The organism is Pseudomonas sp. LAM2023 (assembly GCF_016620375.1).
In the GTDB taxonomy this organism is placed as follows: Bacteria; Pseudomonadota; Gammaproteobacteria; order Pseudomonadales; family Pseudomonadaceae; genus Aquipseudomonas; species Aquipseudomonas anuradhapurensis.
In genome coordinates, this window is record NZ_JAENHV010000023.1 from 58,779 (window position 1) to 81,179 (window position 22,401).

21 protein-coding genes and 1 pseudogene are annotated in these 22,401 nt (G+C 61.4%); 13 read left to right on the plus strand and 9 right to left on the minus strand.

Annotation, left to right across the window (positions count from 1 at the left end; all coding sequences use genetic code 11):
* The first annotated feature begins 2 nt into the window (after nucleotides 1-2).
* The gene (gene nth / locus JKP78_RS13215) at nucleotides 3-641 is read left to right on the plus strand and encodes an endonuclease III (protein ID WP_186685109.1); all 639 of its coding nucleotides are present in this window, start codon (nucleotides 3-5) and stop codon (nucleotides 639-641) included.
* Nucleotides 642-745: 104 nt separating this feature from the next.
* Nucleotides 746-922 carry a PA3496 family putative envelope integrity protein gene (locus JKP78_RS13220; RefSeq protein WP_170031908.1) on the plus strand — a complete coding sequence of 59 codons (177 nt, stop codon included), beginning with the start codon at nucleotides 746-748 and terminating at the stop codon, nucleotides 920-922.
* Nucleotides 923-979: 57 nt separating this feature from the next.
* Here JKP78_RS13220 and JKP78_RS13225 read toward each other — a convergent pair whose 3' ends face one another.
* Nucleotides 980-1,603, minus strand: coding sequence for a response regulator transcription factor (locus tag JKP78_RS13225; protein WP_186685111.1), 624 nt, complete (start codon nucleotides 1,601-1,603; stop codon nucleotides 980-982).
* 361 nt (nucleotides 1,604-1,964) lie between these two features.
* On the opposite strand from JKP78_RS13225, the gene JKP78_RS13230 reads away from it, so the two are divergent.
* Nucleotides 1,965-2,447 (plus strand): hypothetical protein, encoded by a 483-nt coding sequence (locus JKP78_RS13230; protein WP_186685113.1) that lies wholly within the window; start codon nucleotides 1,965-1,967, stop codon nucleotides 2,445-2,447.
* A 69-nt stretch (nucleotides 2,448-2,516) separates the two neighbouring features.
* On the opposite strand, the gene JKP78_RS13235 is transcribed toward JKP78_RS13230, so the two are convergent.
* Both JKP78_RS13235 and JKP78_RS13240 read right to left on the minus strand, forming a co-directional pair.
* A complete protein-coding gene (locus tag JKP78_RS13235; protein ID WP_013973956.1) occupies nucleotides 2,517-3,734 on the minus strand; it encodes an argininosuccinate synthase in 1,218 nt (405 codons plus the stop codon).
* Nucleotides 3,735-3,998: 264 nt separating this feature from the next.
* The gene (locus tag JKP78_RS13240) at nucleotides 3,999-4,949 is read right to left on the minus strand and encodes a flagellar protein MotY (protein WP_186685115.1); all 951 of its coding nucleotides are present in this window, start codon (nucleotides 4,947-4,949) and stop codon (nucleotides 3,999-4,001) included.
* A gap of 130 nt (nucleotides 4,950-5,079) precedes the next feature.
* On the opposite strand from JKP78_RS13240, the gene pyrC reads away from it, so the two are divergent.
* Together pyrC and rnt are read left to right on the plus strand one after the other, a co-directional pair.
* Nucleotides 5,080-6,126 carry a dihydroorotase gene (pyrC, locus tag JKP78_RS13245; protein WP_186685117.1) on the plus strand — a complete coding sequence of 349 codons (1,047 nt, stop codon included), beginning with the start codon at nucleotides 5,080-5,082 and terminating at the stop codon, nucleotides 6,124-6,126.
* Between the two features lie 59 nt (nucleotides 6,127-6,185).
* Complete coding sequence (gene rnt, locus JKP78_RS13250) at nucleotides 6,186-6,797, plus strand: ribonuclease T (protein WP_225932836.1); 612 nt, start codon at nucleotides 6,186-6,188, stop codon at nucleotides 6,795-6,797.
* A 225-nt stretch (nucleotides 6,798-7,022) separates the two neighbouring features.
* Here rnt and JKP78_RS13255 read toward each other — a convergent pair whose 3' ends face one another.
* Nucleotides 7,023-7,625, minus strand: a complete 603-nt coding sequence (locus JKP78_RS13255) for a peroxiredoxin (protein WP_003254945.1) — start codon at nucleotides 7,623-7,625, stop codon at nucleotides 7,023-7,025.
* 223 nt (nucleotides 7,626-7,848) lie between these two features.
* Between JKP78_RS13255 and JKP78_RS13260 the strand changes: the two genes are divergently transcribed.
* A complete protein-coding gene (locus JKP78_RS13260; RefSeq protein WP_200626791.1) occupies nucleotides 7,849-8,067 on the plus strand; it encodes a bacterioferritin-associated ferredoxin in 219 nt (72 codons plus the stop codon).
* A gap of 200 nt (nucleotides 8,068-8,267) precedes the next feature.
* Nucleotides 8,268-8,741, plus strand: coding sequence for a bacterioferritin (bfr, locus tag JKP78_RS13265; protein WP_170031926.1), 474 nt, complete (start codon nucleotides 8,268-8,270; stop codon nucleotides 8,739-8,741).
* Between the two features lie 57 nt (nucleotides 8,742-8,798).
* On the opposite strand, the gene grxD is transcribed toward bfr, so the two are convergent.
* Both grxD and JKP78_RS13275 read right to left on the minus strand, forming a co-directional pair.
* Nucleotides 8,799-9,134 (minus strand): Grx4 family monothiol glutaredoxin, encoded by a 336-nt coding sequence (gene grxD / locus JKP78_RS13270; protein WP_003254949.1) that lies wholly within the window; start codon nucleotides 9,132-9,134, stop codon nucleotides 8,799-8,801.
* Nucleotides 9,135-9,225: 91 nt separating this feature from the next.
* Nucleotides 9,226-11,334, minus strand: a complete 2,109-nt coding sequence (locus JKP78_RS13275) for a molybdopterin-dependent oxidoreductase (RefSeq protein ID WP_200626792.1) — start codon at nucleotides 11,332-11,334, stop codon at nucleotides 9,226-9,228.
* A 377-nt stretch (nucleotides 11,335-11,711) separates the two neighbouring features.
* On the opposite strand from JKP78_RS13275, the gene argF reads away from it, so the two are divergent.
* Nucleotides 11,712-12,632, plus strand: a complete 921-nt coding sequence (argF, locus tag JKP78_RS13280; RefSeq protein WP_186685121.1) for an ornithine carbamoyltransferase — start codon at nucleotides 11,712-11,714, stop codon at nucleotides 12,630-12,632.
* Nucleotides 12,629-13,738 carry an ABC transporter ATP-binding protein gene (locus tag JKP78_RS13285; protein ID WP_170031935.1) on the plus strand — a complete coding sequence of 370 codons (1,110 nt, stop codon included), beginning with the start codon at nucleotides 12,629-12,631 and terminating at the stop codon, nucleotides 13,736-13,738. The genes argF and JKP78_RS13285 overlap by 4 nt, the downstream gene beginning before the upstream one ends.
* A 68-nt stretch (nucleotides 13,739-13,806) precedes the next feature.
* On the opposite strand, the gene ybaK is transcribed toward JKP78_RS13285, so the two are convergent.
* On the minus strand, nucleotides 13,807-14,277 hold the full coding sequence (gene ybaK / locus JKP78_RS13290; protein ID WP_170031938.1) for a Cys-tRNA(Pro) deacylase: 471 nt from the start codon (nucleotides 14,275-14,277) through the stop codon (nucleotides 13,807-13,809).
* A gap of 294 nt (nucleotides 14,278-14,571) precedes the next feature.
* Here ybaK and JKP78_RS13295 point away from each other — a divergent pair, with 294 nt between their 5' ends.
* The 4 genes from JKP78_RS13295 to glpD all read left to right on the plus strand — a co-directional run bounded on the left by JKP78_RS13295 (nucleotide 14,572) and on the right by glpD (nucleotide 19,801).
* Complete coding sequence (locus JKP78_RS13295; protein WP_186685123.1) at nucleotides 14,572-15,423, plus strand: MIP/aquaporin family protein; 852 nt, start codon at nucleotides 14,572-14,574, stop codon at nucleotides 15,421-15,423.
* Nucleotides 15,424-15,474: 51 nt separating this feature from the next.
* Nucleotides 15,475-16,974, plus strand: a complete 1,500-nt coding sequence (glpK, locus tag JKP78_RS13300) for a glycerol kinase GlpK (protein WP_186685125.1) — start codon at nucleotides 15,475-15,477, stop codon at nucleotides 16,972-16,974.
* Nucleotides 16,975-17,256: 282 nt separating this feature from the next.
* Entirely contained in the window at nucleotides 17,257-18,012 is a 756-nt protein-coding gene (gene glpR, locus JKP78_RS13305; protein WP_186685127.1) for a DNA-binding transcriptional repressor GlpR, read from the plus strand.
* A 250-nt stretch (nucleotides 18,013-18,262) separates the two neighbouring features.
* Complete coding sequence (gene glpD / locus JKP78_RS13310; RefSeq protein WP_186685129.1) at nucleotides 18,263-19,801, plus strand: glycerol-3-phosphate dehydrogenase; 1,539 nt, start codon at nucleotides 18,263-18,265, stop codon at nucleotides 19,799-19,801.
* 25 nt (nucleotides 19,802-19,826) lie between these two features.
* Here glpD and JKP78_RS25100 read toward each other — a convergent pair whose 3' ends face one another.
* Nucleotides 19,827-21,272 (minus strand): NEL-type E3 ubiquitin ligase domain-containing protein, encoded by a 1,446-nt coding sequence (locus JKP78_RS25100; protein WP_442793994.1) that lies wholly within the window; start codon nucleotides 21,270-21,272, stop codon nucleotides 19,827-19,829.
* A gap of 62 nt (nucleotides 21,273-21,334) precedes the next feature.
* A pseudogene (locus tag JKP78_RS25285) lies at nucleotides 21,335-22,330 on the minus strand (dermonecrotic toxin domain-containing protein).
* Nucleotides 22,331-22,401 lie beyond the last annotated feature (71 nt).

Sequence of the window (22,401 nt, forward strand, 5' to 3'; positions counted from 1 at the left end):
TCATGAATGCCGCCAAACGCCTGGAGATCTTTCGCAGGCTGCACGAAGACAACCCCGAGCCGAAGACCGAACTGGCCTACTCCACCCCGTTCGAACTGCTGGTCGCCGTGACCCTGTCCGCGCAAGCCACCGACGTGGGCGTCAACAAGGCCACTGCCCGCCTGTTTCCGGTCGCCAACACCCCCGAAGCCATCCATGCCCTGGGCGTCGAAGGCCTGAGCGAGTACATCAAGACCATCGGCCTGTATAACAGCAAGGCGAAAAACGTCATCGAGGCCTGTCGGCTGCTGATCGAGCGCCATGGCGGCCAGGTACCGCAGACCCGCGAAGCGCTGGAGGCGTTGCCTGGCGTAGGCCGCAAGACCGCCAACGTGGTGCTGAACACCGCGTTTCGCCAACCGACCATGGCGGTGGATACCCATATCTTCAGGGTCAGCAACCGCACAGGCATCGCGCCAGGCAAGACGGTGCTGGAAGTGGAGAAAAAGCTGATCAAGTTCGTCCCCAAGGAGTACCTGCTCGACGCCCACCACTGGTTGATCCTGCACGGGCGCTATGTGTGCCAGGCCCGTAAACCAAGGTGCGGCAGCTGCCGCATCGAAGATCTGTGCGAGTACAAGCACAAGACTTCAAACGATTGAGTCAATAGACAAAAACCACGCGCAGCGATTGAAAAAATCTTTTTTACCAGAGTCTGCTTTCTGGTTATAAGGACGGCCAATGGCCCCTTGGCTTGGAGCGACTCATGAGTAGCGATAAAGACGACCTGTCGATCGAAGATGATTTTGTTGCCGCAGAGGATGAAGCGGAACCCCCGGTGGAAATCGCAAAGACCAACCTCAGCAAACGCCGCACCATTGACAACATGCTGGAAGAAAGGCGCCTGCAGAAACAGCTGGCCGATTTCGACTACGACCTGTAGGCGCAAGGCCTGCAACGCTGGCAAAGCCTCCGGGCTGGAGGCTTTGCGGCCTGGCGCTCAGTTCAGCCCATGACGCTGCGCCAGCTCGATCAGATCGACCAGCGACCGTGCATTGAGCTTGAGCAACAGGCGTGATTTGTAGGTACTGACCGTCTTGTTGCTGAGGAACATGCTGTCGGCAATCTCCTTGTTCGAACGCCCTCTCGCCAGCTGTTGCAACACCGTCATCTCGCGTGCCGAGAGGCGGTTGACCATATCCGTCTCGCTCCCTCCTCCCTTGCCACGTGACGCATGCAGGGCCTGGTTGGGGAAATAGCTGTAGCCCGACAACACGGCCTTGATGGCGCTCAGCAGTTCGGTGAGCTCCTGCTGCTTGCACACATACCCTGCAGCCCCTGCCTGCATGCAACGCATCGAGAAATTGCCGGGCGCCTGCGACGTCAGTACCAGCACTTTGCTGCCAGGGCTGAAGGTGGTCATGCGGGCGATGACCTCCAGCCCGTCCAGTTTCGGGATGCCGATATCCAGCACCACGATATCCGGCAGGTGCTGGCGAGTCAGCTGCAGCGCAGCCACGCCGTTGTCGGTCTCCGCCACGACGTCATAACCATGCCGCTCCATCAGCATGCGCACGGCCAGGCGTATGACCGGATGATCATCCACGATGAGCACTTTATTCATGCGATATCCATTCATTGTTCTGCTTTGGCACGCCACGATAACCGACAGAACGCGGGATGGCGCGACGATTTGCCGAAGAAACAGATGAACAGATGAAACCTACAATACTTACAGAAATTTCCTACACATAACTACTACGCCTGTAACAACAAACTTCCTGAATAAGGAAGTAAATACTATTCCCCGTCTTTCAACACCCCATTCAAGGCCACTCTTCCCGTTGAGAAGTTTCAACCCGGGCCATTGAAAAATCCTCGTCGCCGCACCGGACAGCGATGATTCGTCGCCGGGGAAACAGTCCAGTCTTCAGTTGAGCAGCACAGTAAGGCAACAATGGGTGAAAACGCCGGAGACAGCCCTCATGCCCGAAAGACAACCTGTCGCCCCGCTGACGATCATTGCCATCTTCGCGGGCATCATCGAATCCTCCGCACTTGCTACCTTGCCGTTTCTCAGCGAAGCCAGCCAGAATCTCTATACTTGGTTCCTGGTTGGGTTTCCGTTCTTTCTGACAGCATTGTTTTTTCTGACACTCAACTTCAACTACAAGTCGTTCTACAACCCGTCATCGGATAACACGGCAAGCGACACTCCCCCGACCCCAGGTACCAAGAGCACGCCAAGCGCGCCCCGCAAGCTCAGCGAGGCCGTACATGGCGAACCTGTCACGATCATGTTTTCCGGGCCCGATGCTTGTCAGTTGATGGAACAGCAACTCCTGCTGGCACTGGCCCAACCGCTGCAAACGCCCAGGACATGGCGCTTTTGCAACCTGGATAAACGCCAATGTGCACAGTTGTCGGTCAGCCCGCTGGAAGAAGATGCCGCATCCCGAGGCGGATGAGCGCTGCAGGTTTGCAGCAAGCAAAAAAAACCCCGGCCGGGCCGGGGTTTCCATGGCATGCGCCAGCAATCAGAGCAGCGAACGGCCCTTGTTGGCGGCAATGCGCATCCGCAGTGCGTTGAGCTTGATGAAGCCGGCAGCGTCCGCCTGGTTGTAGGCGCCGCCATCTTCCTCGAAGGTGGCGATGTTGGCGTCGAACAGCGAGTCGTCCGACTTGCGGCCGACCACGGTGACATTGCCTTTGTACAGCTTCAGACGCACCACGCCGTTCACGTTGACCTGCGAAGCGTCGATCATCTGCTGCAGCATCAGGCGCTCCGGGCTCCACCAGTAACCGGTGTAGATCAGGCTGGCATACTTCGGCATCAGCTCATCCTTCAGGTGAGCGACTTCGCGGTCCAGGGTGATCGACTCGATGGCACGGTGAGCCTTGAGCATGATGGTGCCGCCAGGGGTTTCGTAGCAACCACGCGACTTCATGCCGACGTAACGGTTCTCGACGATGTCGAGACGGCCGATGCCATTGGCACCACCGATACGGTTCAGGTCGGCCAGCACGGTGGCCGGGGTCTTCTCGACGCCGTCGATGGCAACGATGTCACCGTTGCGGTAGGTCAGCTCGATGTAGGTGGCCTGGTCCGGGGCGTTCTCGGGCGAGACGCTCCAGCGCCACATGTCTTCTTCGTGCTCGGTCCAGGTATCTTCCAGGACACCGCCTTCGTAGGAGATGTGCAGCAGGTTGGCGTCCATCGAGTATGGCGACTTCTTCTTGCCGTGACGCTCGATCGGAATACCATGCTTCTCGGCATAGTCCATCAGCTTTTCGCGGGACAGCAGGTCCCACTCGCGCCATGGAGCGATGACCTTGACGCCTGGTTTCAGGGCATACGCACCCAGCTCGAAACGCACCTGGTCGTTACCCTTGCCGGTGGCGCCGTGGGAAATGGCGTCAGCGCCGGTTTCGTTGGCGATTTCGATCAGGCGCTTGGCGATCAGCGGACGTGCGATGGAGGTACCCAGCAGGTACTCACCTTCGTAGACGGTGTTGGCGCGGAACATCGGGAACACGAAATCACGCACGAACTCTTCGCGCAGGTCGTCGATGTAGATCTCTTTAACGCCCATTGCCTGGGCCTTGGCGCGGGCCGGCTCGACCTCTTCGCCCTGCCCGAGGTCAGCGGTGAAGGTCACCACTTCGCAGTTGTAGGTATCCTGCAGCCACTTGAGAATCACCGAAGTATCAAGGCCGCCGGAATACGCCAGTACGACCTTTTTTACGTCCGCCATGCCATCACTCCACGGGGTTGTACGGAAAGGCGTCGATTCTAACGGCGTTGCAAATAAATTTACAGTGGGGCGACAGCTTCTGACGACAAAGCGACAGGAACTGTCGGAAGGGCGACGGCGATTGCCAAAGGGCACGCCCTGGCATCTTTGGTGCCTATGAGATCGAGCGCCGCCGGCGCGGCGCTCGATCTGACAGGCGCTGAAGGCGTTGTGACGAACAGCGGGTGGCCCTGACGCAATCCCCTGCCATGCGCCCCTCTGGATTCAGGGTGTTTTCGCCCCCGGCGCAGCAGCAGCCGGACCGGCTGGAGCGGGCGCAGGAGCAACAGCAGGCGCCGGCTGTTCAACCGCCTTCTCCACCACTGCTACCCGGTCCAGCTCGATATTCACCCGGCGATTCCGCGCCCGATTGGCAGCACTATTGTTCTTCGCCAGCGGGTAACGCTCGCCATGGAAGCGCACCACGATCTGCTCTTCCGGCACGCCATGAGCCTTCAGATAGTCAGCCACGGCCAGTGCGCGGCGGCGCGACATATCGCGGTTGGTCAGGCGGTTGCCGCTGTTGTCCGAGTGGCCGTTGAGTTCGACATGGTTCACTGTCGGGTCGGCCTTCATGTAGTCGAGGATGACATCCAGCCGCGCCTTGGCCGACTGATCCAGTTCGAAACCGCCGCCAGGGAAGCCTACCTGGGTCTGGCGCACCTGGTCATAGTTCATCGGCAGCAGCTTGCCGGCACAGGCCTGGTAGTCGCTGTAGGCCTTGGCAAAGCTGACCGGCAGCACCCGCACTTCCATCGGCCTGCCCGCCTCGCCGGCATAATTGCGCACCACGGTGCTGCGGCCGTCGAGCAGGCCATTGATCAGCCGGCTGGCCTGGCCCTGCGACGAGCTGAACAACACGCCAGTGCGGGCCATGCGCACGCTGCCCAGGTTGATGTCGCTGCGCCCGGGTTGCCACGGCGCAGCGGCGGCCAGCAAGGTCGCGGTGCCGGCACCCAGCGCGTTGCTGTCCGAACGCAGCTGGAACACCGGCTGTTCGCCCGCACGGCGCACGAACTCACCACTGCCAAAGCCGTCGATCGGCTGCACCAGCCGGCATTCGAACTGGTCACCCTCGACCTTCCAGGCAATGTTCTCCATGCGTGTCTGGAAGGTCAGCGCGCCGGCCGGCAGACTGGCGAACAGGGTCATTAGGGCTAGGTAACGCTGGCGCACGGGCGGCTCCACAAATTCTGACGGCTTACCTGCAGGCTATCGGACGCCAGGCGGAAAACTTGATAGCCGTGCTCGCCCCAGGGTTTTCCGGTAGCATTGGGGCTTGAGTTCGACCCGCCTGGAATCCCCAATGTCCGATCGCCTGACCCTCCTGCGTCCCGACGACTGGCACATCCATCTGCGCGATGGTGCCGTCCTGCCCCACACCGTTGGCGACGTGGCGCGTACCTTCGCCCGTGCCATCATCATGCCCAACCTGGTTCCACCGGTTCGCAATGCTGCCGAGGCCGGCGCCTACCGTGAGCGCATCCTCGCCGCCCGGCCGGCCGGCAGCCGCTTCGAGCCGCTGATGGTGCTGTACCTCACCGACCGCACCAGCCCCGAGGACATCCGCGCGGCCAAGGCCAGCGGCTTCGTGCATGCCGCCAAGCTGTACCCAGCCGGTGCTACCACCAACTCCGACTCGGGCGTGACCAGCATCGACAATATCTTCCCGGCCATCGAGGCGCTGGCAGAAGTCGGCATGCCACTGTTGGTGCACGGCGAAGTGACGCGCAGCGAGATCGACGTGTTCGACCGCGAGAAGCGTTTCATCGATGAGCACATGCGCCGTGTGGTCGAACGCTTCCCGACGCTGAAAGTGGTGTTCGAGCACATCACCACCAGCGATGCCGCCCAGTTCGTCAGCGAGGCCCCGGCCAACGTCGGCGCGACCATTACCGCCCAGCATTTGCTGTACAACCGCAACCACATGCTGGTGGGCGGCATTCGTCCGCACTTCTACTGCCTGCCGATCCTCAAGCGCAACACCCACCAGGTGGCACTGCTGGACGCCGCCACCAGCGGCAACCCGAAGTTCTTCCTGGGCACCGACTCGGCCCCGCACGCCCGCCACGCCAAGGAAGCTGCCTGCGGCTGCGCCGGGTGCTACACCGCCTACGCAGCCATCGAGATGTACGCCGAAGCGTTCGAGCAGCGTAACGCGCTGGACAAGCTGGAAGGCTTCGCCAGCCTGCACGGCCCGGCCTTCTATGGCCTGCCGGCGAACACCGACACCATTACCCTGGTTCGCGAAGAATGGACCGCCCCGGACAGCCTGCCGTTTGGCGAGCAGACCGTAGTCCCGCTGCGCGCCGGCGAAAAACTGCGCTGGCGCCTGCTGGAGGAAAACGCGTGAGCGAAGACCTCTACGAAGACGACCTCGACACCCAGGGCAGCAGCGGTTCGCGTCACCCGATGGCCGAACGCTTCCGTGGCTACCTGCCAGTTGTGGTGGACGTTGAAACCGGTGGCTTCAACAGCGCCACCGACGCCCTGCTGGAAATTGCCGCAGTTACCATCGGCATGGACGAAAAGGGTTTTCTATTCCCCGAGCACACCTACTTCCACCGGGTTGAGCCCTTCGAAGGCGCCAACATCGAGCCGGCCGCACTGGAGTTCACCGGCATCAAGCTGGATCACCCGCTGCGCATGGCGGTGAGTGAGGAAAGCGCGCTGACCGACATCTTCCGTGGCGTACGCAAGGCGCTCAAGGCCAATGGCTGCAAGCGGGCGATTCTGGTAGGCCACAACAGCAGTTTCGACCTTGGCTTCCTCAATGCAGCGGTGATGCGCAACGACCTCAAGCGCAACCCGTTCCACCCGTTCTCCAGCTTCGACACCGCTACCCTGGCGGGCCTGGCCTACGGCCAGACCGTACTGGCGCGGGCCTGCCAGAGCGCCGACATCGACTTTGACGGGCGGGAAGCGCACTCGGCCCGTTACGACACCGAGAAGACTGCCGAGCTGTTCTGCGGCATCGTCAACCGCTGGAAAGAGATGGGCGGCTGGCGCGATTTCAACGACTGATCTGACATCCGGGGCCGCTTTGCGGCCCATCGCGACACAAGGCCGCTCCTAAGGAGTTTGAGCTGCGCTCCAGATGCTGGATACCTGCCCACCACCTTGGGCGCAGCTCGGTTCGCATAAAACCTGCAGGAGCGGCCTTGTGTCGCGATAGGCGCGTAAAGCGCTCGCAGAAGCCAGACACAAAAAAACCGGCCGAAAGGGCCGGTTTTTTCATGCGCGCGGCAATTACAGCTTGCCAGCGTTCTCGCTCAGGTAGGCAGCAACGCCTTCTGGCGAAGCGTTCATGCCTTTGTCGCCTTTCTTCCAGTTGGCAGGGCAGACTTCGCCGTGCTCTTCGTGGAACTGCAGGGCGTCGACCAGGCGCAGCAGCTCGTCCATGTTACGGCCCAGTGGCAGGTCGTTGACGATCTGCGAACGAACCACACCGTTGGTGTCGATCAGGAAGGCACCACGGAAAGCCACGCCGCCTTCGGACTCGACGTCGTAGGCCTTGCAGATTTCGTGGGTCATGTCGGCAGCCAGGGTGTACTTGACCTGGCCGATACCGCCGTTGTTGACCGGGGTGTTACGCCAGGCGTTGTGGGTGAAGTGCGAGTCGATCGACACACCGATCACTTCAACGTTGCGGGCCTGGAAGTCAGGGATGCGGTTGTCCAGGGCGATCAGCTCGGACGGGCAGACGAAGGTGAAGTCCAGCGGGTAGAAGAACACCAGGCCGTACTTGCCCTTGATGGCCGAAGCCAGGTTGAAGCTGTCGACGATCTCGCCATTGCCCAGCACGGCTGGAACGGTGAAATCGGGGGCTTTCTTACCAACGAGTACGCTCATTGTAATCTCCTGATGAGGGTGAAGAACCGTTTGCCGGGCCAGACAGGCTGCCCGACATCCAACAAAGGCCAACCATCATACACGGCTTCTGGTGACAGGCCGACTCCAACGACGAAGCAACCGCCGGTCGCTCAAGCACGGCCCTTCCAGAAAGTCCTTTGACAAGCATTCTCATTAACATTAAGCTCCACCCCATCGAGCCTAGCAACGATGGTCAGCCTCTATGTATGTGTGTCTTTGTGTCGGCGTTACCGACGGACAGATCCGCGATGCGATCTATGAAGGATGCTGCAGTTACAAGGAAGTGCGCGCCGCGACCAACGTCGCCAGCCAGTGTGGCAAATGCGCCTGCGTGGCCAAGCAGCTGGTCCGCGAGACCCTGACCGAGCTTCAGGTCAGCCAGGCAGCCCTGCCCTACCCGGTAGAATTTACCGCCGCCTGAAAGCCAGAATTCCAAGAACCGGACCTTGCGTCCGGTTTTTTTATGCCCAGAATTCAATAAGTTAGCGTTCCAACGCGGTTCACAAACATTCTTATTCCTATTAATTTTCATTTATTATTCAATAACTTAGGTTTGACACACCTAGGTATCGGGCTCAAACTTCGGGGTATTGGCACACTTCTACAGGGCAGGAACCCGACATGAAAGGCGACGTAAGCGTCATCCAGCATCTCAACAAGATCCTCGGAAACGAGCTGGTCGCAATCAACCAGTACTTCCTGCACGCGCGCATGTACGAAGATTGGGGCCTGAACAAGCTCGGCAAGCACGAGTACAAGGAATCCATCGATGAGATGAAGCACGCTGACAAACTGATCAAGCGTATTCTGTTCCTCGAAGGCATCCCCAACGTCCAGGACCTGGGCAAGCTGCTGATCGGCGAGCACACCAAAGAAATGCTCGAATGCGACCTGAAGATCGAACAGAAAGGCCTGGTCGACCTCAAGGCAGCCATCGCCCACTGCGAGACCGCTGGCGACTTCGGCTCGCGCGACATCCTCGAAGACATCCTCGAAGCCGAGGAAGAACACATCGACTGGCTGGAAACCCAGCTGGGGCTCATCGACAAGGTCGGTATCGAAAACTACCTGCAGTCGCAGATGGGCGAAGAGTAAATATCCGGCGCATGAAAAAACCCGCTCTCAGCGGGTTTTTTCATGCTTGCCGGAAAATCAGGCTTCGGAAGCCTTGGCCTTGGCAGCCGCTTCCTTGATCAGGGTCTGCAGCTCACCCTTCTCGAACATTTCCAACATGATGTCGCTACCGCCAACCAGCTCACCGGCTACCCACAGCTGCGGGAAAGTCGGCCAGTTGGCATATTTTGGCAGGTTGGCGCGAATTTCCGGGTTCTGCAGGATGTCGACGTAGGCGAACTTCTCGCCACAACCCATCACGGCCTGCGATGCACGCGCAGAGAAGCCACACTGCGGGGCATTCGGCGAGCCTTTCATGTAAAGCAGAATGGTGTTGTTGGCAATCTGCTCTTTGATCGTTTCGATGATATCCATGTAGCACCTCGGCTGAACTTTCCGACGCGATCGTCGGCACGGTGAGGCATTGTAACGGAAAGCCGAGCAGCATGCTCGGCCTTACCGTTCCCTACACGGCCTCGATCTGCACGGGTACGCCATTGAGCACTGCATTGCCGGAAACAGGGTCACGCAGGCGCTCGTCGGTGAGGTCGTTGGCACTTACGCCTGGTTGCGCCCGGGCTACCTGCAGGCGTACCCCATGCCGCGCATGGCCAAAACCATGGGGCAGGCTGACTACACCCGGCATGATGTCATCACATGCCTGCACTTCGACCTCCAGCGTGCCGGTGCGCGAACGTATGCGCACGCGCTGGCCGTCCTGCAGTTGCCGCTGCTGCAGGTCTTGTGGATGCATCAGCAACTGATGGCGCGGCTTGCCCTTTACCAGGCGGTGGAAGTTGTGCATCCACGAGTTGTTGCTGCGCACGTGGCGGCGGCCGATGAGCAACAGTTCGCCCGCTGCTGGTGCAGGCTGTTGCGCCAGCCGACGCAGGTCATCCAGCAGCACTGGTGGCGCGGCCTCGACCGCCTTGCTGGCGGTCGCCAGGCGCGCGGCGAGGTTGGCACGCAACGGCCCGAGGTCAAGGCCATGCGGGTGCTGCTCAAGTGTTGCCAGCGAAAGCTGCCAGGGCGTCGCTTCGCCATAAGGCCCCTTGCGCAACGCCAGGTCAATCATCTGTGCCGGCGCCAGGGTCGGTTTCAATTCAAGCGCGGCGCGCCTGGCAAACGCCTGGGCCAGGCCGACGAAGATCTCCCAGTCGTGCAGCGCCCCCTCCGGTTTGGCCAGGATCGCCCGGTTGAAACGGGTCACGTTGCGCACTGCCAGCAGATTGAACGTGGTGTCGTAATGGTCGTTTTCCAGCGCCGAGGTGGAGGGCAGGATCAGGTCGGCATGGCGGGTTGTCTCATTGATGTACAAGTCGATGCAGAGCATGAATTCCAGCCCTTCAAGCGCGGCGTCCAGCTGGCGGCCGTTAGGCGTGGACAGCACCGGGTTGCCGGCTACCGTCACCAGTGCCCGTACCTGCCCGTCGCCGGGGGTCAGTATCTCTTCGGCCAGGGCCGCCACGGGCAGCTCGCCCCCATATTCGGGCAAGCCCGACACGCGGCTTTGCCAGGCATTGAAATGGCCACCGGAGGTGGTCGCCACCAGGTCGACGGCAGGTACGGTGCACAACGCGCCGCCTTCCCGGTCGAGGTTGCCAGTCACCAGGTTGATCAGTTGCACCAGCCAATGGCAGAGGGTGCCGAACGCCTGGGTCGAGACGCCCATACGGCCGTAGCACACCGCTTTGTCGGCCGCCGCGAAATCCCGCGCCAGCTGGCGAATGTCTGCTGCGGCAATGCCACAGTGGGCACTCATCGCCTCGGCATTGAACGGCGCGATCGCTTCGCGCACCTGCTGCAGGCCTGCAACCGACAAGTGCGAGCCGCGCCCCAGGCCTTCTTCGAACAGGGTGTTGAGCAAGCCGCACAACAGCGCCGCATCTGTGCCAGGGCGGATGAACAAGTGGCTGTCGGCAATTGCCGCTGTTTCGCTGCGGCGCGGGTCCACCACCACCAGGCGCCCGCCCCGGGCTCGCAGCGCCTTCAGGCGCTTTTCCACGTCCGGCACCGTCATGATGCTGCCATTCGAGGCCAGCGGGTTGCCGCCGAGGATCAGCATGAAGCCGGTGTGGTCGATGTCCGGGATCGGCAACAGCAGGCCATGGCCATACAGCAGATGGCTGACCAGGTGTTGCGGCAACTGGTCAACCGAGGTGGCAGAAAAGCGGTTGCGGGTTTTCAGCAAGCCGAGGAAGTAGTTGCTGTGGGTCATCAAACCGTAGTTGTGCACGCTGGGGTTGCCCTGGTAGACCGCAACGGCATTGCGCCCATGGGCCTGCTGGATCGCCCACAGCCGGTCGGCGGCCAGGGCGAAGGCTTCGTCCCAACCAATGGCCTGCCAACGCTCACCTACCCGCTTGTGCGGCTGGCGCAGGCGATCGGGGTCGTTCTGGATATCCTGCAGGGCAACTGCCTTGGGGCAGACATGCCCGCGGCTGAACGGGTCCTGCGGGTCGCCCTTGATCGAATGGATCAGCGCCCGTCCGCCTTGTTCATGGCTGACTTCGATGTTCAGCCCGCAGATCGCCTCGCATAGGTGACAGGCACGGTGGTGCAGGGTCTTGGTCATGGCCGCCTCTGCCTCGTGGTAATGGACCAATGCGACTATGCGCCTGGGCGCAGCCCCTCGACCAGCGCACTTCGCGGCATGAATCCACCGACATCAGGCACACGATTTGCGACAGCCATTTGCCAACTTGCCAGCAAGCCGTGTACAACCCTCTGTAGCAAATAAAAAACAGCACTGCCGGTCGCTCGATACACCCCTTGCAACACCCTTTGGCACCGAGCTGCTGTTTCTCCTCTTGGCTTCAGGCGACATTTACTTATAGTATTGCGCCTTTCCTATTTCGTCCGCCTCCGTGCGGCTTACGCCGCAGGTCACTCCCGTTGTCAAAAAAAACCATACGGTCGACCTGCATACCGTTGCAGATAAGGTAGTCAATCATGAGCGCTAGGCACTTTCTCTCCCTGCTGGACTTCACCACCGACGAATTGCTCGGGGTGATCCGCCGCGGCATCGAGCTGAAGGACCTGCGCAAGCGAGGCGTGCTGTTCGAGCCCCTGAAGAACCGCGTACTGGGCATGATCTTCGAGAAATCCTCGACGCGTACCCGGGTGTCGTTCGAGGCCGGCATGATCCAGCTCGGCGGCCAGGCCATCTTCCTGTCACCACGTGACACCCAGCTGGGCCGGGGCGAGCCGATCGCCGACAGCGCCATCGTGCTGTCGAGCATGCTCGACGTGGTGATGATCCGTACCCATGCCCACAGCACCCTCACCGAATTCGCCGCCCATTCGCGCGTGCCGGTGATCAATGCGCTGTCCGACGAATCGCACCCGTGCCAACTGCTGGCCGACATGCAGACGTTCCTCGAACAGCGCGGGTCGATCCAGGGCAAGACCGTGGCCTGGATCGGCGACGGCTTCAACATGTGCAACTCGTATATCGAGGCAGCCAGGCAGTTCGACTTCCAGCTGCGTATCGCCTGCCCGCAAGGCTACGAACCGGACCCACGCTTCATGGCCATCGGCGGCGACCACGTGCAGATCGTCCGCGACCCGAAGGAAGCCGTGCGCGGCGCCCACCTGGTGACCACGGACGTCTGGACTTCGATGGGCCAGGAGGAGGAAACTGCACGGCGCCTGGCGCATTTCGCGCCTTACCAGGTCACCCGCGAACTGCTCGACCTGGCGGCACCCGACGCCCTGTTCATGCACTGCTTGCCAGCCCACCGTGGTGAGGAAATCAGCCATGACCTGCTCGACGACCCACGTTCGGTCGCCTGGGACCAGGCTGAAAACCGCCTGCATGCACAGAAGGCCCTTCTCGAATTCCTTGTCGAACCGGCTTACCACCACGCATGAGTCAACCCTTACTGCTCAACCTGCGCAACCTCGCCTGCGGCTATGGCGACCAGCGCATCGTCCAGAACCTCAACCTGCACCTCAACGCAGGCGACATCGGTTGCCTGCTGGGTTCCTCCGGTTGTGGCAAGACCACCACCCTGCGCGCGATCGCCGGCTTCGAGCCGGTGCACGAAGGCGAGATCCAGCTGGCCGGCGAGGTCATTTCCCGGGCCGGGTTCACCCTGGCCCCGGAAAAACGCCGCATCGGCATGGTGTTCCAGGACTACGCGCTGTTCCCGCACCTGACCGTGGCGCAGAACATTGCCTTCGGCATCGCCAAGCACCCGCGCCAGGCCGAAGTCATCGAAGAGATGCTCGAACTGGTCAAGCTGGGCGGCCTGGGCGGGCGCTATCCGCATGAACTGTCCGGGGGGCAACAGCAACGGGTCGCACTGGCCCGTGCACTGGCGCCCGAGCCACAGTTGCTACTGCTCGACGAGCCGTTCTCCAACCTCGATGTGGAATTGCGTCGGCGCCTGAGCCATGAAGTTCGCGACATCCTCAAGAGCCGTGGCACCAGCGCCATCCTGGTTACCCATGACCAGGAGGAAGCCTTTGCCGTCAGCGACCAGGTGGGCGTATTCAAGGAAGGCCGCCTGGAGCAATGGGATACCCCCTACAACCTTTACCACGAGCCGCAGACGCCGTTCGTCGCCAGTTTCATCGGCCAGGGGTATTTCATCCGTGGGCAGATGAGCAGCCACGAGGCGGTCAACACCGAACTGGGTGAACTGCGCGGCAACCGAGCCTACATCATGGCCCCAGGCAGCTCGGTGGATGTTCTGCTGCGCCCCGACGATATCGTGCATGCACCGGGCAGCCCGCTGCAGGCCAATATCGTCGGCAAGAGTTTCCTCGGGGCATCGACGCTCTACCGCCTGCAACTGCCCACCGGCAGCCAACTGGAAGCGATATTCCCCAGCCACAGTGACCATCAGGTCGGTGACGATGTGGGGATCGCAGTGAAAGCCGACCACCTGGTGCTGTTCCCGGTGCCGGGCAGTGTGGCGGCGCAGTTGCCGCAGCTGGAGAATGGTGTTCGTCGCTACAGTTCGGCGACCTGATACAGAGTGTGGGGCCGCCTTGCGGCCCATCGCGACGCAAGGCCGCTCCTACAGGCTATTGCGTCCGCTCAGCCCCGACCAATACCGGCAAACTTGCCCTGGGTATATTCGGCCAATACCGCCGCCGCCAACTCTACCTCCAATCCACGTCGTCCAGCACTGACATGAATGGTCGCGAACTGCTGCGCCGAGTCGTCGATAAAGGTGCGCAGGCGCTTCTTCTGCCCCAGCGGGCTGATGCCGCCCACCAGGTACCCGGTGGCACGCTGTGCCACCGCCGGGTCGGCCATCTCGCACTTCTTCACCCCGGCGGCATGGGCCAGGGCCTTGAGGTCCAGCGTGCCGACCACGGGCACCACCGCCACCAGCAACTCGCCCTTCTCGCTGCTCGCCAGCAAGGTCTTGAACACCTGCTGCGGGTCGAGCCCGAGCTTTTCCGCTGCCTCCAGGCCGTAGGACGCGGACTTGGGGTCATGTTCGTAACTGTGCACACGGTGTTCCGCGCGGTGTTTCTTCAACAGGTCTAGGGCGGGGGTCATGCAGGGGCTCCGGTCGAGACGGCTCTCGGCGGCTACTTTAGGGCAATTCCCGCATCGCAGCCAGCGCGCCGCTCTAGCGCGGCAGTCGCACCGCAAGCGAGCGCTCAAATCGTGACTGACCGTTCACTTTCGACCTTTGACATCAGCGTTTCTTGTCTATATTTTTTCGTTTCTGAATAAATGATGCCCTTTTAAGGTGCGTTTCCTACATCAGCCCGGGATCAATGGGGATCGATTCCAGGCTTTGCTGTCGAGCGCCAAGCGCCTCACAACAAAACAAAAACGAGGTCATACATGACGACTGCTCTACGCCAACCCACGCTGTCCAGCCAATGCCTGGCCGAATTTCTCGGCACCGCCCTGCTCATCTTCTTCGGTACCGGCTGCGTCGCCGCGCTCAAGGTCGCGGGTGCCAGCTTCGGCCTGTGGGAAATCAGTATCATCTGGGGCGTAGGCGTCAGCATGGCGATCTACCTCACCGCCGGTATTTCCGGCGCGCACCTGAACCCGGCAGTGAGCATCGCCCTCACCCTGTTCGCCGGTTTCGACAAGCGCAAGCTGCCCTTCTACATGCTGGCCCAGGTGTGCGGCGCATTCTGTGGCGCGACGCTGGTCTATAGCCTGTACAGCAACCTGTTCTTCGATTTCGAACAGGCCCACGCGATGTTGCGCGGCAGCGAAGCCAGCCTCGAACTGGCCGCAGTGTTCTCCACCTACCCGCACCCGTCGCTGTCCACCGGCCAGGCGTTCCTCGTCGAAGTGATCATCACCGCCATCCTGATGAGCGTGATCATGGCCCTGACCGACGACAACAATGGCCTGCCACGTGGCGCCATGGCCCCGCTGCTGATCGGCCTGCTGATCGCCGTGATCGGCAGTGCCATGGGCCCGCTGACCGGCTTTGCGATGAACCCGGCGCGCGATTTCGGGCCAAAACTCATGACCTTCCTGGCTGGCTGGGGCGAAATCGCCTTCACTGGCGGTCGGGACATGCCATATTTCCTGGTTCCGGTGTTCGCACCGATACTTGGCGCCTGCCTGGGTGCCGCGACCTACCGCGGTCTGATCGCCCGCAACCTGCCGGCGGCAGCCGCCGTGGAACCTGAGACAAACGACAATCGCCAGGGCGATACTCAAGTCAATTGATGGCGGCATCACGCCCCGCCCTGAACCCCTAATTGCGCAAGGCCTACGACCATGACAGACACCCAGGATAAGAACTACATCATCGCCCTGGACCAGGGTACCACCAGCTCGCGGGCCATCATTTTCGACCGCGATGCCAACGTGGTGGGTACCTCCCAACGCGAGTTCGCCCAGCACTACCCACAGGCAGGCTGGGTCGAACACGACCCGATGGAAATCTTCGCCACGCAGAGTGCGACCATGGTCGAGGCGCTGGCCCAGGCCGGCATCAGCCATGCCCAGGTGGCTGCGCTAGGCATCACCAACCAGCGCGAAACCACTGTCGTGTGGGACAAGGAAACCGGCCGCCCGGTGTACAACGCCATCGTCTGGCAGTGCCGCCGCAGCACCGAGATCTGCGCCCAGCTCAAGCGCGACGGCCATGAGGAGTACATCCGCCAAACCACAGGCCTGGTCACCGACCCGTATTTCTCCGGCACCAAGCTGAAGTGGATCCTCGATAATGTCGAGGGTGCCCGCGAACGCGCCGAGCGCGGCGAGCTGTTGTTCGGCACCGTCGATACCTGGCTGATCTGGAAGTTCTCGGGCGGCAAGGTGCATGTCACCGACTACACCAACGCCTCGCGTACGCTGATGTTCAACATCCACAGCCTGCAATGGGACGACCGCCTGCTGGAGATCCTCGGTATCCCGCGGCAGATGCTGCCCGAGGTACGCCCGTCTTCCGAAGTGTACGGCCACACCAAGAGCGGCATCGCGATTGCCGGTATCGCCGGCGACCAGCAATCGGCACTGTTTGGCCAGATGTGCGTGGAGCCGGGCCAGGCCAAGAATACCTATGGCACCGGCTGTTTCCTGCTGATGAATACCGGCAGCCAGGCAGTGAAGTCGTCCCATGGCTTGCTCACCACCATTGCCTGCGGCCCGCGCGGCGAAGTGGCCTATGCCCTTGAGGGCGCGGTGTTCAACGGTGGTTCCACGGTGCAGTGGCTGCGTGACGAGCTGAAAATCGTCAACGACGCACTGGATACCGAGTACTTCGCCAGCAAGGTCAAGGACAGCAATGGCGTGTACCTGGTGCCGGCCTTCACCGGCCTGGGTGCACCGTACTGGGACCCGTATGCCCGCGGCGCGCTGTTCGGCCTGACCCGTGGCGTGAAGGTGGACCACATCATCCGCGCCGCGCTGGAATCGATCGCCTACCAGACTCGCGACGTGCTTGATGCCATGCAGCAGGACTGCGGCCAGCGCCTTTCCGAGCTGCGCGTGGACGGTGGCGCGGTAGCCAACAACTTCCTCATGCAGTTCCAGGCGGACATCCTTGGTACTTGCGTGGAACGCCCGAAAATGCGCGAAACCACTGCGTTGGGCGCCGCCTACCTGGCGGGCCTGGCTTGTGGTTTCTGGAGCGGCCTGGACGAGTTGCGCGACAAGGCGATCATCGAACGCGAGTTCAGCCCGCAACTGGATGAAGTGCACAAAGAGAAGCTGTATGCCGGCTGGAAAAAGGCGGTCGAGCGCACTCGCGACTGGGAAGACCACGAGGCTTGATTACCCATCAAGATGGTGACGCGTTCGCGGACTGTGTAGGAGCGGCCTTGTGTCGCGACAGGGCCGCAAAGCGGCCCCTGCAGTATCGACGGCGAAGCTGAAAAGGACGGGGCCGCTTCGCGGCCTTGTCGCGACACAAGGCCGCTCCTACAAAAAAACCGCGCAGGCCAGAAGTCGATGCCAGGCGGCTGGGCTCGCCAGCAAGCCCGATAGGCCACTGGCCGTAGTTCGCGTCCTACGGCATCATTGCAGCATTTGTCCGGCAGCCCCAAAGGACCGCCCATGAATCTGCCCCCCCGCCAACAACAAATTCTCGAACTGGTGCGCGAGCGTGGTTACGTCAGTATCGAAGAAATGGCGCAGCTGTTCGTCGTCACTCCGCAGACTATCCGCCGTGATATCAATCAGCTTGCCGAGCTCAACCTGCTACGCCGTTACCATGGCGGCGCGGCCTATGATTCGAGCATCGAGAACACCGCCTACGCGATGCGTGCCGACCAGATGCGCGACGAGAAGCAACGCATCGCCGAAGCCGTGGCCCGGCAGATCCCCGACCATGCCTCGCTGTTCATCAACATCGGCACCACCACCGAATCCATCGCCCGGGCGCTGCTCAACCACAACCATCTGAAAGTCATCACCAACAACCTGCATGTCGCCGCCATCCTTGCCGCCAAGGATGATTTCGAAGTGCTGGTGGCCGGGGGCACGGTACGTCGCGACGGTGGCGTGGTCGGCCAGGCCAGTGTCGACTTCATCAACCAGTTCAAGGTCGATTTTGCCCTGGTGGGCATCAGCGGCATCGACGAAGATGGCAGCCTGCTCGACTTCGACTACCAGGAGGTGCGGGTCTCCCAGGCAATCATCGCCAATGCCCGCCAGGTGATCCTCGCCGCCGACTCCAGCAAGTTCGGGCGCAACGCCATGGTACGCCTGGGCTCGATCAGCCTGGTCGATTGCCTGGTGACCGACCAGGCACCGACGCCTGCCCTCACCCAACTGCTGAACCAGTACAAGATCCGCCTCGAGGTGGTGTGAGGGCCACTGGGCGCATGCCATGAGCCTTATGTCGCCTGTGACGAGCGCCGCGTGGGCGGCGCTCGATCTCACAGGCGCTACAAGCCCCAAACCGATCACCCAAAATATTCGTAAATGTTCACTTTATTCTCATCTGATCAGTTTTTTCTATAAAGACTGACTGGCGACCGGCTTTCCATTGCGCTAGTATTTTCGAAAACGAACATCAATGTTCATATTCGATGTGAACAGCGCCCAGGAGGCCTTGCCCGTGTCCCAGCCCGTTTCGTCTCAGCCCCCACTTGCCGACTGCTATGACCTCGCCGTGATCGGTGGCGGCATCAATGGCGTGGGCATCGCTGCCGACGCCGCCGGGCGCGGCCTCAAGGTATTCCTCTGCGAAAAGGACGACCTGGCCCGGCACACCTCCTCGGCCAGCAGTAAATTGATCCATGGCGGCCTGCGCTACCTGGAGCACTATGAATTCCGCTTGGTGCGTGAGGCGCTGGCCGAGCGCGAAGTGCTGCTGGCCAAAGCCCCGCACATCGTCAAGCCGATGCGCTTCGTGCTACCGCACCGCCCTCACCTGCGCCCAGCCTGGATGATCCGCGCCGGCCTGTTCCTCTACGACCACCTGGGCAAGCGCAAGCGCCTGGGTGCCTCGCGCAGCCTGCGCTTCGGCCCGGGCTATCCGCTCAAGCCGGCCATCACCCGCGGCTTCGAATATGCCGATTGCGCCGTCGACGACGCCCGCCTGGTAGTGCTCAACGCCATGGCTGCACGCGAACACGGCGCACATATCCACACCCGCACCCGCTGCCTGCGCGCCGAGCGTGTGGACGGCCTGTGGCAGGTGCACCTGCAACACGCCGACGGCAGCCTGCAGAGCATCCGCGCCCGTGCTCTGGTCAACGCCGCTGGCCCATGGGTGGCCAGCTTCATCAAGGACGACCTGAAGCTCGATGCCCCTTACGGCATCCGCCTGATTCAGGGCAGCCACATCATCGTGCCGCGCCTGTATGAAGGCGAACACGCCTATATCCTGCAGAACGAAGACCAGCGAATCGTGTTCTGCATTCCGTACCTGGAGCGCTTCACCCTGATTGGCACTACCGACCGCGAATACAGCGGCGACCCGGCCAAGGTAGTGATCACCGAACAGGAAACCGACTACCTGCTGAAAGTGGTCAACGAGCACTTCAATCATCAGCTCGGCCGCAGCGATATCGTGCACACCTACTCCGGGGTTCGCCCGCTGTGCAATGACGAATCGGACAACCCTTCGGCGGTGACCCGTGACTACACCCTGGCCTTGTCCGCCAGCGAAGGCCAGGCACCGCTACTGTCGGTGTTCGGCGGCAAGCTGACCACCTACCGCAAATTGGCCGAATCAGCCATGGCCGAACTCAAGCCACATTTCCCGCAGATGCGTGGCAGCTGGACGGCCAGTGCGCCGCTGCCGGGTGGGGAAAACATGACGACCGTCCAAGCGCTGGTGGATACGGTACTGGCGCGCTGCGGCTGGTTGCCGGTGGACATTGCCAAACGCTGGGCACTCACTTATGGCTATCGCGTATGGCAGTTGCTCGACGGCGTGCATGGGCCGGAAGACCTGGGCCAGCCACTCGGCGGCGGGCTGTTCGGCCGCGAGGTGGAATACCTGTGCGATCAGGAATGGGCGTGCGACGCCGACGATATCCTCTGGCGCCGCACCAAGCTGGGGCTGTTCACCAGCGCCAGTGAACAGCAATTGCTGAAGGATTACCTGCAACAGCGCGCGCAGAATCAGGCCCGCGTCCAGGCAGCCTGACCCTGCTGGCCTCGCCTCGTGCCGCTCAGGCGCGAGGCGGTCGGTCAATGGAAGCAGAACGCCTCCAGGCCTCGGTAGTCAAGATGCGCATCAACCTCCGCTCGTCAGCCTCATGCTCGAGCATCAATGCCCGGGCACGCCTGCCGTAGTCACTTTCCTGGCCGGTTCTGGCCTGCTGTTCAAGCGATTCCAAGCGTTCATGGAATGGCGCAGCCAGCGCTTCGAAGCGCTCTGGGTAGGCTTCACGCAGGTAATTTGGCCAGAAAGGGCGCCCAGCCAAGGTATCGAGGATGGCCACTGACGTGTTACCCGCCAGTACTTCCAGTTGCGCATGGCTCAGGTCGGCGTTGCTTACATGGGCAAACGAAGCGTAATGCATCTCGTCTGGTGTCACTGGCAGATCAAGGGCGCTTGCCAGGCGTGAGCGGTAGTACAGCCGCGTTTCGACTTCATCGACGTCGACCACTGCCTCCGCGCGCATTCTTTGCACATGCCGTGCAGCAATCTCATCCAGCAGGTCCAGACGGTGCAGCTGCCGGCCCAGGCGCAGAAGTCGGGCCTCCCGTATCGCAACGGGGACACCTTCGATACCTTGGTAGGCAAGGATGGCCACTTCCATCTGGTTAAGTATCAACAACAGGCGGTCTTCGCAGCTCCGGGGGGCATCAGCCTCGCGGAACAACTGCTCGCGCAACGCTTCTTTGTTTTCGCAGGCATCGAGGATGTGCCAGATACGGCGACGATAATGACGGGGATGGGTTTCGAAATCTTCGCTTTCGGCGAAATCCGCGAGGAAACGAAACAATCCTGCCGAGCCGGGCTCCTCCTGCAAACGGTCCCAGCTAGCTTCGCGACTGGCACGCAGCGATTCGTTTCGGCTGGCCACCCATTCGGCACGGGTTTCGGCGTTCACTGCCGCGTGGGAATAGGACGCCCCGCCCCTGGCCCGGGAGTCGCTGACGCCGCACGCCTCGTCATGCAACTGGACACTGGCTTCGTTCAGCGGGTTCTCATGCAAATTGAGCCTTCGCAGCCGCAGGCGCAGGCGCAGGCGCAGGCCGCGCATATCCCTTTGCAGCTCGCTGATCCGGTTGTCACGCAGGTCGATGTGCGCGCGCAACGCAAGCCGCTCGTGAACCAGACTCATATCAACCTGCCCGGTTGCACGCAGACGCACGTCACGCACATGCGGCAAGGCAGAGAGATCAGGCACACCGTTGAGCGGGTTGTAGCTGAGAATCAAGGTATCGAGCCGCTGCAAACCCGCCAGACGGCGGCTCCCAGGTTCATCCAGGGCTATCTGGTTATTGCCCAGATTGACCCGTCTCAGCTGGCTGAGGCGCTCGATCCCCTCGGGCACGCGGCTTAGCCGGTTGCCGCTGAGATCAAGATCGACCACATTCGGGAACAGCCTGAGAAACGAGGCATCGATGTCTTGTAGTTGCATGTTCCGCAACGTCAGCCTACGCACATGGCCATAGTCGACCCCTGGGGGCAGGACAGGCAGCGCACTGACATGCTCACCGTCGATCCTCAGTTCATATTGGTCGTTCCCGTCAACCAGTTTGCGCCGCCAGCTACGGCGCAACGTAGGCTTTTCTCGGGGTCGCCAGGGATCCAGACGATAATTTCATCAACTGCGGCCCCCGGTGCTGGCCGCCATTCCAGGGTGACAATGCCCACCATGCATTTGCCCAACAGGTACAATTGCCGCGGTGTCAGCGTACCGCCGGCGTATCCCGGCAGCGTTGGCCGCTCCAGTATTGGCAGCAAGCGACGCAGGTCGTACTCGTCCAGCGTCCCCTTGATCCTGCCTTCATACAGTTCTGCCTTCATCCGGGTACGCAAACTGTCCTGAAACAGTTACTCGATGGCATGCCGCGCCTGGTCGGCAGGCTGGCCCCGGCCTGCCTTTGGCTGTAGCACCGACTTCAACAGCGACTGATATCGGCCGCCGACATCCAACGTGCGGCACAGGCGGGCAAAATGCTCAAACTTCATCTCCAGCGCCTTGCCCTTTTCGTCGACCAGATACGCCTTGCGCAATAGCCAGGTTTCGGTCTCCGCTACATCGAAATTGTGCAGGGCGGCTGCGAGCAGGGATTGGCGGGTGGTGTAGGTGATCATCGGCTTGTGGATCTTCTCTGCAGCCGAAGGCAGTGGAAACTCCTCGCTGACCACCACGAGCGCACGGCGCGGGTCGACATGACCAAGCCCTGCCTGCGCCAAGGCTCTTTCCAGCAAAGGCGCTGCGAAGTCCTCAACCGCCGGGATGCGGCTCAGAAGATGCTGCAACTGGTCGGTAACCTGCTGCTGCGCGATCAAGGCCCGTCGATAGGGCTCGGCATGTCGCGTCTCGGCAGCGGCCAACCAAGGAGGGAGCTGGCGGGCGATCAACTGATCAACCGACCCGGACGGAAGAATATCGGCAGATGGCATGGTTGTTTCTCCTGGTCTGAAAAGACGCAGGACACCACACGCAATATTGATAAACGCGGTACTTATAGCAGGACTATGGCACTCGCCCATCTATTCGGATTTCCGAACAGGATAAATGCATTCGTTCGGAAATCCGGAAACTTCCAGTTACGCAGAAATCG

Excerpts from the sequence above, each read along its gene's own strand:
- ybaK (WP_170031938.1), bottom strand. The coding sequence starts at position 14,277 with ATGACCCCCGCCCTAGACCTGTTGAAGAAACACCGCGCGGAACACCGT.
- JKP78_RS13295 (WP_186685123.1), top strand. The coding sequence starts at position 14,572 with ATGACGACTGCTCTACGCCAACCCACGCTGTCCAGCCAATGCCTGGCC.
- rnt (WP_225932836.1), top strand. The coding sequence starts at position 6,186 with ATGGCCGAACGCTTCCGTGGCTACCTGCCAGTTGTGGTGGACGTTGAA.
- glpK (WP_186685125.1), top strand. The coding sequence starts at position 15,475 with ATGACAGACACCCAGGATAAGAACTACATCATCGCCCTGGACCAGGGT.
- JKP78_RS13285 (WP_170031935.1), top strand. The coding sequence starts at position 12,629 with ATGAGTCAACCCTTACTGCTCAACCTGCGCAACCTCGCCTGCGGCTAT.
- bfr (WP_170031926.1), top strand. The coding sequence starts at position 8,268 with ATGAAAGGCGACGTAAGCGTCATCCAGCATCTCAACAAGATCCTCGGA.
- JKP78_RS13220 (WP_170031908.1), top strand. The coding sequence starts at position 746 with ATGAGTAGCGATAAAGACGACCTGTCGATCGAAGATGATTTTGTTGCC.
- pyrC (WP_186685117.1), top strand. The coding sequence starts at position 5,080 with ATGTCCGATCGCCTGACCCTCCTGCGTCCCGACGACTGGCACATCCAT.
- JKP78_RS13230 (WP_186685113.1), top strand. The coding sequence starts at position 1,965 with ATGCCCGAAAGACAACCTGTCGCCCCGCTGACGATCATTGCCATCTTC.
- JKP78_RS13275 (WP_200626792.1), bottom strand. The coding sequence starts at position 11,334 with ATGACCAAGACCCTGCACCACCGTGCCTGTCACCTATGCGAGGCGATC.
- JKP78_RS13255 (WP_003254945.1), bottom strand. The coding sequence starts at position 7,625 with ATGAGCGTACTCGTTGGTAAGAAAGCCCCCGATTTCACCGTTCCAGCC.
- argF (WP_186685121.1), top strand. The coding sequence starts at position 11,712 with ATGAGCGCTAGGCACTTTCTCTCCCTGCTGGACTTCACCACCGACGAA.
- JKP78_RS13225 (WP_186685111.1), bottom strand. The coding sequence starts at position 1,603 with ATGAATAAAGTGCTCATCGTGGATGATCATCCGGTCATACGCCTGGCC.
- JKP78_RS13235 (WP_013973956.1), bottom strand. The coding sequence starts at position 3,734 with ATGGCGGACGTAAAAAAGGTCGTACTGGCGTATTCCGGCGGCCTTGAT.
- nth (WP_186685109.1), top strand. The coding sequence starts at position 3 with ATGAATGCCGCCAAACGCCTGGAGATCTTTCGCAGGCTGCACGAAGAC.
- grxD (WP_003254949.1), bottom strand. The coding sequence starts at position 9,134 with ATGGATATCATCGAAACGATCAAAGAGCAGATTGCCAACAACACCATT.
- glpR (WP_186685127.1), top strand. The coding sequence starts at position 17,257 with ATGAATCTGCCCCCCCGCCAACAACAAATTCTCGAACTGGTGCGCGAG.
- JKP78_RS13260 (WP_200626791.1), top strand. The coding sequence starts at position 7,849 with ATGTATGTGTGTCTTTGTGTCGGCGTTACCGACGGACAGATCCGCGAT.